The sequence below is a fragment of the Capnocytophaga sp. oral taxon 324 str. F0483 genome (assembly GCF_000318315.2).
GTDB classification, from domain to species: Bacteria; Bacteroidota; Bacteroidia; order Flavobacteriales; family Flavobacteriaceae; genus Capnocytophaga; species Capnocytophaga ochracea.
This window is the reverse complement of the sequence record NZ_KB291501.1, coordinates 1-695: the sequence shown is the minus strand read 5'-3', so window position 1 is coordinate 695 and position 695 is coordinate 1. Positions and strand designations below refer to the sequence as shown.

The 695-nt window shown below is 30.6% G+C and carries 1 pseudogene; it reads left to right on the top strand.

The window, feature by feature from the left end:
• Positions 1 to 228: pseudogene (locus tag HMPREF9072_RS12435) on the top strand (hypothetical protein); the annotation flags it as partial.
• Between the last annotated feature and the right edge of the window lie 467 nt (positions 229 to 695).

The following is a 695-nucleotide window of genomic DNA, read 5'->3' as shown; positions in this document are numbered from 1 at the left end:
CACGATGAGGGGTGGAAAATATGTGCTTTTCAAGCACTGTTTATTGCTAAAAGATATGCAGGGAATAATTATGATAAAGAAGAACCTCTTTGGCGAGTGTATAGGGATAAATATAAAGGTAAAAGAGCGTGGCTTGCTATGTATAAAAACAGACGTTATAAATGGGTATATCTTTATATAAATAGCGATACAGGAAAAATTATGAGAAAAAGCAACAAGGAGTTATAATTATGGGTAAAAACTTTAAAAGTACTTTTAAATGGCAATGGGATATTTTAAGGAAATCACCTTATGTTAAATTATTAATACTTATATTTACTCTACTTTTTTCTTCGTGCAAGGTGATGAGTGATAACGAACTACAAACTATTTCTTGTGTTTGTAACGATAGTATTACACAAGAAGATAAAAAACTTCCTACCCCCCCCTGAGAGAGTGAAAAATGATAGTTTAGATATTAGTATATCAAATGGTTGGTATCAAAAAGATTGGTGTGAAGCCTATTTGAAATATATTGACAATCTAAAAACTAAAGAACGGAAAATTATTTATTATGACCTTAGTGGAAATATTAAGCAAGTAATAACATTTTTTCCAAATGAAAGAATAGGCAGAGAGTTTTTTTTTTGATGAACAGGGGAATATAAAAGAGGTTATCAATCACGATGAGGGGTGGAAAATATGTGCTTTTCAAG